Source organism: Stenotrophomonas sp. (assembly GCF_059505245.1).
Genome location: NZ_JCACKF010000035.1, coordinates 35,461 through 41,416 on the forward strand (window position 1 = coordinate 35,461; position 5,956 = coordinate 41,416).

At 67.2% G+C, this 5,956-nt stretch carries 4 protein-coding genes and 1 rRNA gene; 2 read left to right on the plus strand and 3 right to left on the minus strand.

Annotated elements, in window-relative coordinates:
* Positions 1-1,381: S41 family peptidase (locus tag AC5JLE_RS13170; protein WP_496065355.1), on the minus strand; the 1,381-nt coding region annotated here is incomplete at its 3' end.
* 108 nt (positions 1,382-1,489) lie between these two features.
* Complete coding sequence (locus AC5JLE_RS13175) at positions 1,490-2,710, minus strand: murein hydrolase activator EnvC family protein (protein ID WP_257473507.1); 1,221 nt, start codon at positions 2,708-2,710, stop codon at positions 1,490-1,492.
* 176 nt (positions 2,711-2,886) lie between these two features.
* Between AC5JLE_RS13175 and AC5JLE_RS13180 the strand changes: the two genes are divergently transcribed.
* Together AC5JLE_RS13180 and AC5JLE_RS13185 are read left to right on the plus strand one after the other, a co-directional pair.
* Positions 2,887-3,549: a DUF4097 family beta strand repeat-containing protein gene (locus AC5JLE_RS13180; RefSeq protein ID WP_014645682.1), complete on the plus strand. Its 663-nt coding sequence runs from the start codon at positions 2,887-2,889 to the stop codon at positions 3,547-3,549.
* Positions 3,550-3,635: 86 nt separating this feature from the next.
* The gene (locus AC5JLE_RS13185) at positions 3,636-5,345 is read left to right on the plus strand and encodes a M28 family metallopeptidase (protein ID WP_049408406.1); all 1,710 of its coding nucleotides are present in this window, start codon (positions 3,636-3,638) and stop codon (positions 5,343-5,345) included.
* A 317-nt stretch (positions 5,346-5,662) separates the two neighbouring features.
* Here the strand turns inward: AC5JLE_RS13185 and rrf are convergent.
* Positions 5,663-5,777: ribosomal RNA gene (gene rrf / locus AC5JLE_RS13190) — 5S ribosomal RNA — on the minus strand.
* Between the last annotated feature and the right edge of the window lie 179 nt (positions 5,778-5,956).

Here is a 5,956-nt window from a genome sequence, read left to right on the forward strand (position 1 = left end):
CTTCCGGCTTCGCCGCAGCGGCCTTCGCGGCCTTGGCCGCATCCGCCTTGGCGGCCTCGGCCTTCAACCGTGCGGCCACCGAGCCTGGGTTCTTCAGCTCGGCCAGCGCGTCGTTGATCGGGCCATCGCCCGGCAGCACCGCTCCGGCGTGGTAGCCCTCCGTGCCTTCGTCATCGCCGCGCAGATGGCCCGGCAGGGTGGCTTCACTGTAGTCGCTCAGGCTGGCCGGCAGTGCATCCTCGGCCGGCGTGGCGGCGGGCTTCAGTTCCACGTCCGGCACGATACCGGTGGCCTGGATCGACTTGCCGCTGGGCGTGTAATAGCGCGCGGTGGTCAGCTTCACCGAATCACCGTTGTCCAGCGGCAGCACGGTCTGCACCGAGCCCTTGCCGAAGGTACGGCTGCCGACCACGCGCGCACGCTTGTTGTCGCGCAGCGCGCCGGCCAGTACTTCCGATGCACTGGCCGAACCGGCATCGGCCAGCACGACCACCGGTGCGCCCTTCAGCAGGTCGCCCGGGGTCGCGTCGAATCGTGCATCGCTGATGCTGATGCGGCCACGGGTGCTGACGATGTTGCCCTTGTCGAGCAGATCATCGGCCACCTGCACGGCAGCGGTCAGCAGGCCACCCGGGTTGCTGCGCAGGTCCAGCACCAGGCCCTTGAGCTGGCCACCGGACTGCTTCTGCAGCTGCTGCACGTGCTTCTGGAAGTCCGAACCGGTATCGGCCTGGAAGGTGCTCAGGCGGATGTAGCCATAGCCGGGTTCCAGCAGGCGGCTGCGCACGCTGGTCACGCGGATGGTCTGGCGGGTGAGGCTCACGTCGAACGGCTTGGGCTTGCCTTCGCGCACGATGGTCAGCACCACCTTGCTGCCGGCCGGGCCGCGCAGCGGCTCGCTGGCATCGATCGCACTGATCGGCTTGCCGTCGATGGCGATGATCAGGTCACCAGCGAGGATGCCGGCCTTGGCCGCCGGGGTGTCGTCGATCGGCGCGATCACCTTCATGCTGGCGTTGTCCGGCTGCTGCTGCAGCTCCACGCCGATGCCCTCGTAGGCACCATTGGCCTGCTCGTCGAAGGCCTGCGCGTCTTCCTTGTTGAAGTAGGTGCTGTGCGGATCGAGGTCGAGCAGCAGGCCACGCACGGCCGACTGCATCAGCTTCTTGTCATCGACCGGATCGACATAGGCGGCGCGCACCGCGTTGTACACGGCCACGAAACGGCGGATGTCCTCCAGCGGCACCTTCGAGGTCACCGCCTCCTCGCTGTTCGCTGCCTGCCCGCTGGTTTCCTGGCTCGGGGCGGGCGCGGTCTGCTGCGCCCAGGACAGCGCTGGCAACAGGGCCAGCAAGAGGGTGGCGGTACGGGCTGCGCGCATGGATCACTCCTGTCGACGTTGGCATCGTGCCCAAGGCACATGCACCGATTATGCGCGAAGCACAGCTAAATTCCCGTTGAATCCAACCCGCATCCGGCAGGCCTGGATTCAGCGCCGCTGCAGCCAGCTGTCCGGGTTGACCGGCTGCCCGCCACGGCGCAGCTCGAAGTACAGCGCGGTGACGCCCTGGCCACCGGAATTGCCGACCTTGGCCACCGCATCACCGCGGCTGACCCGTGCGCCGGCATCCTTCAGCAGGGTGTCGTTGTGGGCATACAGGCTCATGTAGCCATTGCCGTGGTCGACGATCAGGATCATGCCGTAGCCGGTCATCCAGTCGGAGAACACCACGGTGCCGTCGGCCACGGCCGTGACGGTGCTGCCGGCCGGCGCGCCGATCAGCACGCCGCTGCTGGTACGGCCATCGGGCAGCTTGCCGCCATAGCGGGCCAGCAGGTTGCCGGACAACGGCCAACCCAGGCCGCCGACCTTCGGTGCCGGTGCCGACGCCACCGCAGGTGGAACCTTGGTTGCCGGCGGCGGTGGCCGGCCCTGTGCGGCCGCCTGGCGTGCGGCCCGCTCGGCAGCGGCCTTTTCGGCAGCAGCTCGACGTGCCGCCGCGCGACGCTCGGCTTCGGCCCGGGCGGCAGCGGCACGCAGATTGGCCAGCAGCGTTTCCAGCGCCTTGGCATCCTGGCCCAGTGCCTGTTCCTTCTCGCGCCGGTCCTTGAAGCGTTCGTCGAGCGAGGCCACGGTCTGCGCGCGGTCACGGCGGTCGGCCGCCAGCGCCGCTGCCTGCTGCTTCTGGTCCTGCTGCGCCCCCTGCAGCTTCTGCTTGCGCTCGGCGATCTGCGCCTGCAGCGCTTCCAGTTCCTTCAGGTCGGCGGTGAGCGTGGTGATGCGCTGCGCTCGTTCGCGCTGCAGGTAACGATGGTAGGCCAAGGCGCGATTGGCATCGGCCACCGTGTCCTGCGACAGCAGCAGCTTCAGCGGTGCGTGATTGCCAAGCTGATACGCCGCGCGCAGCAGGCCGGCCAGTTCGCGGTGCTGCTGGGCCAGGTTGGTTTGCAGGCTGCTGCGGCGCTGCTCGGCCTGGGCCAGGGCCTGGGCCTGCTCGCGCAGCGCCGCTTCGGTCTGCGCAAGCGCACGGCCGGTGCGTGCCACCTTCTCGTCGGCCTCGCGCAGCTGTTGCGATGCTTGGCCACGCTGCCCTTCGATCTGCCGTCGCTCCTGCGCCACGCCCTTCAGCTCGGTACGCAGCTTCTGCAGCTTGCGCTCGGTCTCGCGGGTGGTCTGCGCAGCACCCGGCAGGGGCAGGGCCAGCGCCATAGCCAGCCCCAGCAGCAGCCAGCGCCCGCCGCGTACGGCGGCGATGTGATGTCGGCGTGATGGGAAGGCGTTGTCGCGCAAGGGCTTTCCAGTGACTTCAGGCAGTTGCGGGGGGTACCGGGGAATGGTGACATCTCCGCACGCGGCCTGCCAGCCGCACATCCATCGAGGTCCCCATGAAAACTCTATCCATTCCGCTGCTGTTGGGCGTACTGCTGGTCACCGGGCCGGTCTGCGCCCAGGAGAACATCAGCAAGGTCAACGGCAGCATCAGCGCCGAACCCGGCCAACGCTACGGCAAGCTGGACACCGTCAACGGCGGCATCCGCGTCGGCGAAGGCGTCGAGACCGGAAGCATCGACACCGTCAACGGCGGGGTGAAGGTTGCCGACCGCGCACGCACCGGCAAGATCGAAACGGTCAACGGCGGTGTCCGCCTGGGTCGCGAAGTGATCGCCAGCGGTGGCGTCAGCACCGTCAACGGCAGCATCTTCACTGATCGCGGCAGCCAGATCGAAGGCGGCGTCGAGACCGTGAACGGCGGCATCGGCCTGGTCGAGAGCCGCGTCGGCAAAGACGTCGAGACCGTCAACGGTGACATCACCGTCGGCATCGGTTCGCAGGTCAACGGCGGCGTGCATGTGCGCAAGCCGAACTTCAGTGTCTCGCTCACCGCCAGCCGCAAGCCGCGCGTGATCATCGGCCCCAACGCGGTCGTCAGTGGGCCGCTGCAGTTCGAGCGCGAGGTGGTGCTGTACGTGCATCGCACCGCACGGATCGGCCCGGTCACCGGGGCCGAGCCGATCCCGTTCGATACCGAAACCGCGCCGGCCGACTGAACCCGTCGCACCCGCCGCTTCGGTGATACTCGCGTTTACCGGTCGCGCATGAGATGCGACCGCCCTTTGTTCTCCAGGAATCGACGATGCCCCGCAAACTCCTCCTGTGCCTGGCCGCCGCGGCCGCGCTCAGTGCCTGCAAAGGCGAATCCACGCCGGCTGCCACGCCGCCCACCGATACCGCTGCCGCGAAGCCGGCCGCCCATCAGTTCTCACCGGAGATCAACGCCGGCGACTTCGCCGAGATGGTCAAGACCCTGGCTTCGGATGAGTTCGAAGGCCGCGCCCCGGGCAGCAAGGGCGAAGAACTGACGGTCAACTACATCCGCGACCAGATGCAGCGCATCGGCCTGCAGCCCGGCAACGGCGACAGCTGGTTCCAGGATGTGCCGATGACCGAGACCACGGCCGATGAATCGACCGTGCTGAAGATCACCCAGGGCGGCAAGACCACCGAACTGAAGTTCGGCACCGACATGGTGGTCGGCACCCGTACCGGCCAGGCCGAGGTGAAGGTCGATGCCAGCGACCTGGTGTTCGTCGGCTATGGCGTCGATGCGCCGGAGCAGAAGTGGAACGACTACGCCGGTCAGGACTGGAAGGGCAAGACGGTCGTGATGTTCGTCAACGACCCGGGCTTCCACGTCGACGACGCGAAGCTGTTCGACGGCAAGCGCATGACCTACTACGGCCGCTGGACCTACAAGTTCGAGGAGGCCGCCCGCAAGGGCGCCGCCGCCGCGCTGATCGTGCACGACACCGCCGGCGCGTCCTACGGCTGGGACGTGGTGAAGAATTCCTGGGCTGGCCCGCAGTACGACCTGCCCGCCAAGGATGACCCGGAAGCGCGCATCCCGGTACAGGGCTGGCTGAGCGCCGACGCGGCCAAGGCGCTGTTCGCCGGTGCCGGCCTGGACCTCGCCCAGGCCTACAAGGACGCCAGCAAGCGCGGTTTCAAGCCAGTGCCGCTGAAGGCCACCGCTGCGGTCGACCTGAAGAGCCAGATCGCACAGAAGCAGTCGCGCAACGTGGTCGGCGTGCTGCCGGGCAGCAAGCGCGCTGACGAGGCCGTCCTGTACATGGCGCACTGGGACCACCTGGGCAAGCATGAGGGTGAGACCGGCGACAACATCTACAACGGCGCGGTCGACAACGCCACCGGCGTGGCTGGCATTCTCGAAGTGGCCGAAGCCATGGCCCACCAGGAGCCGAAGCCGGAGCGTTCGGTGGTGTTCCTGGCGGTGACCCTGGAAGAGTCCGGCCTGCTGGGTTCCAAGTACTACGTCGCCCACCCGACCTTCCCGCTGGACAAGATCGCCGGTGTGATCAACATCGATGCGATGTCGGTGGCCGGCCGTGCCAAGGACGTGACCGTCACCGGCTTCGGCAGCTCGGAGCTGGAGGACATCCTCAAGCCGCTGGCCGCCGCCCAGGACCGCACCCTGCACGGTGAGACCTCGGTACAGAGCGGCTTCTACTTCCGCTCCGATCACTTCAACTTCGCAAAAGCGGGTGTGCCGGCCCTGTACGCCGATGGCGGCGAAGACCTGCGCGAGGGTGGCGTGGAAGCGGGCCGCAAGGCGGCGGCGGACTACGGCGCCAACCGTTACCACGGCCCGAAGGACGAGTTCGACGCCGCCACCTGGAAGCTGGACGGCACCGTCGAAGACCTGCAGCTGATGTACGGCGTGGGCAAGGAACTGGCCGGTGGCGATCGTTGGCCGAACTGGTATGCAGGCAATCCGTTCAAGGCAGCCCGCGACGCGATGATGAAGGACAAGGTCCCGGCCAAGTAAAGTCGGGCCATGCTCGACTGAGCACTGTTGAGAGCAGAGCGGCGCCCCACGGGGCGCCGCTTTTCTTTTGCGTACCGTCGGCGGCTCATCCACGGTTGGTGTGGATCTGCCGGTAGTGCCGGCCGCTGGCCGGCAATCGATTGGTAGCGGCCAACCCTGGTTGGCGCCATGCTTCCTCGCAGAGGGCCTCCACGCATGGCGTGGATCTACCGGGCAATGCAACGCCATCGGGTTGCCGGCCAGCGGCCGGCGCTACCGGGGTTTCCTGCGCACAAAGAAAAACCCCGCTGCATGAGCAGCGGGGTTTTGGGTGTAAACCCTGGCGATGACCTACTCTCGCATGGCTTGAGCCACACTACCATCGGCGCAGCTGCGTTTCACTTCCGAGTTCGGGATGGGATCGGGTGGTTCCACAGCGCTAATTTCACCAGGGAGACGGTTGCAGCAGCGCTTGCAGCGCCAGCTTCGCGATCTTGCCCTTGGGGCGGAAGGGACCCGCAAAATGCAGTGCCTTCACTTAATAAGAAAAACCCCGCTGCGCAAGCAGCGGGGTTTTGGGTGTAAACCCTGGCGATGACCTACTCTCGCATGGCTTGAGCCACACTACCATC

Bases quoted from the DNA above. Each gene is read 5' to 3' on its own strand.
- AC5JLE_RS13175 (WP_257473507.1), bottom strand. From the start codon at position 2,710: ATGGCGCTGGCCCTGCCCCTGCCGGGTGCTGCGCAGACCACCCGCGAG.
- AC5JLE_RS13185 (WP_049408406.1), top strand. From the start codon at position 3,636: ATGCCCCGCAAACTCCTCCTGTGCCTGGCCGCCGCGGCCGCGCTCAGT.
- AC5JLE_RS13180 (WP_014645682.1), top strand. From the start codon at position 2,887: ATGAAAACTCTATCCATTCCGCTGCTGTTGGGCGTACTGCTGGTCACC.